The organism is Suttonella ornithocola (assembly GCF_001889065.1).
In the GTDB taxonomy this organism is placed as follows: Bacteria; Pseudomonadota; Gammaproteobacteria; order Cardiobacteriales; family Cardiobacteriaceae; genus Suttonella_A; species Suttonella_A ornithocola.
Genome location: NZ_LWHB01000301.1, coordinates 1 through 825, shown reverse-complemented (window position 1 = coordinate 825; position 825 = coordinate 1). Strand labels below are relative to the sequence as shown.

Below are 825 nucleotides of genomic sequence, written 5' to 3'. Positions count from 1 at the left end.
AGCCACCGTGTAGCGTTGCCGGTAATTCGTAACGGCAAACTGGTTGAACAGTTATTCCGCCAACCAACAGATGGACAAAAAGCCTTCATTGACCAATTAACCTTTGTCTTTGACAAAGACAGCCTTTGTGAACTCTCTAACCGTTCATCAAACGAATTTGAAACCAGTGAAGACTATATCAACGTCCTCAACCCCTACCTATATGAAATCTTTGGTTTTGGCGCATCCCACAACCGTGAAAAGTCGGCTAATTTTTACAGTGAATCTTTTAACCTTGGAGACCATGAAACCTGCTATGGTTACGTCTGTATAGGAGGTGGCATCAATAAAAGCAATGCAAACACCATCTGCATTGAATTAACAGCCTTTGGCTTAGGTGCTGCTGATGATGGCTGGGAACATCGTCTGCATGCATTCAGCACCTTGCCTGAAATGTATGGCTTCCGCTATACCCGCGTTGACATAGCCCATGACTTTTTAGGCGGAAAATACACCGTTGATGATGCTTTAAAAGCCTACTATGCAGGTGGATTTACTACTGCTTTCACGCGTCCCAAAATCCGCAAAGAGGGTGATGACTGGTTTAACGACACCAGCAATGGACGAACCCTTTATATCGGTACTCGGCAAAGCTCACGCTTGCTCCGCTTCTATGAAAAAGGCAAACAGCTCAAGATGCAAGATAGTCCTTGGGTCCGCTGTGAACTCGAATTGCGCAGTCGCGACATCATTATCCCGAAAGACATCGTAATACACGCAGGTGATTATCTATGCGCCAGTTATCCCGCCTTTGAAAAACTTTTTTCCAGCGACACCCCGAAAAAC

Annotated in this window: 1 protein-coding gene; it reads left to right on the top strand. The window is 45.3% G+C overall.

Going from position 1 to position 825, the window contains the following annotated elements; translation table 11 throughout:
* Positions 1 to 825: replication initiation factor domain-containing protein (locus A5N85_RS13910; RefSeq protein ID WP_211268256.1), on the top strand; the 825-nt coding region annotated here is incomplete at both ends.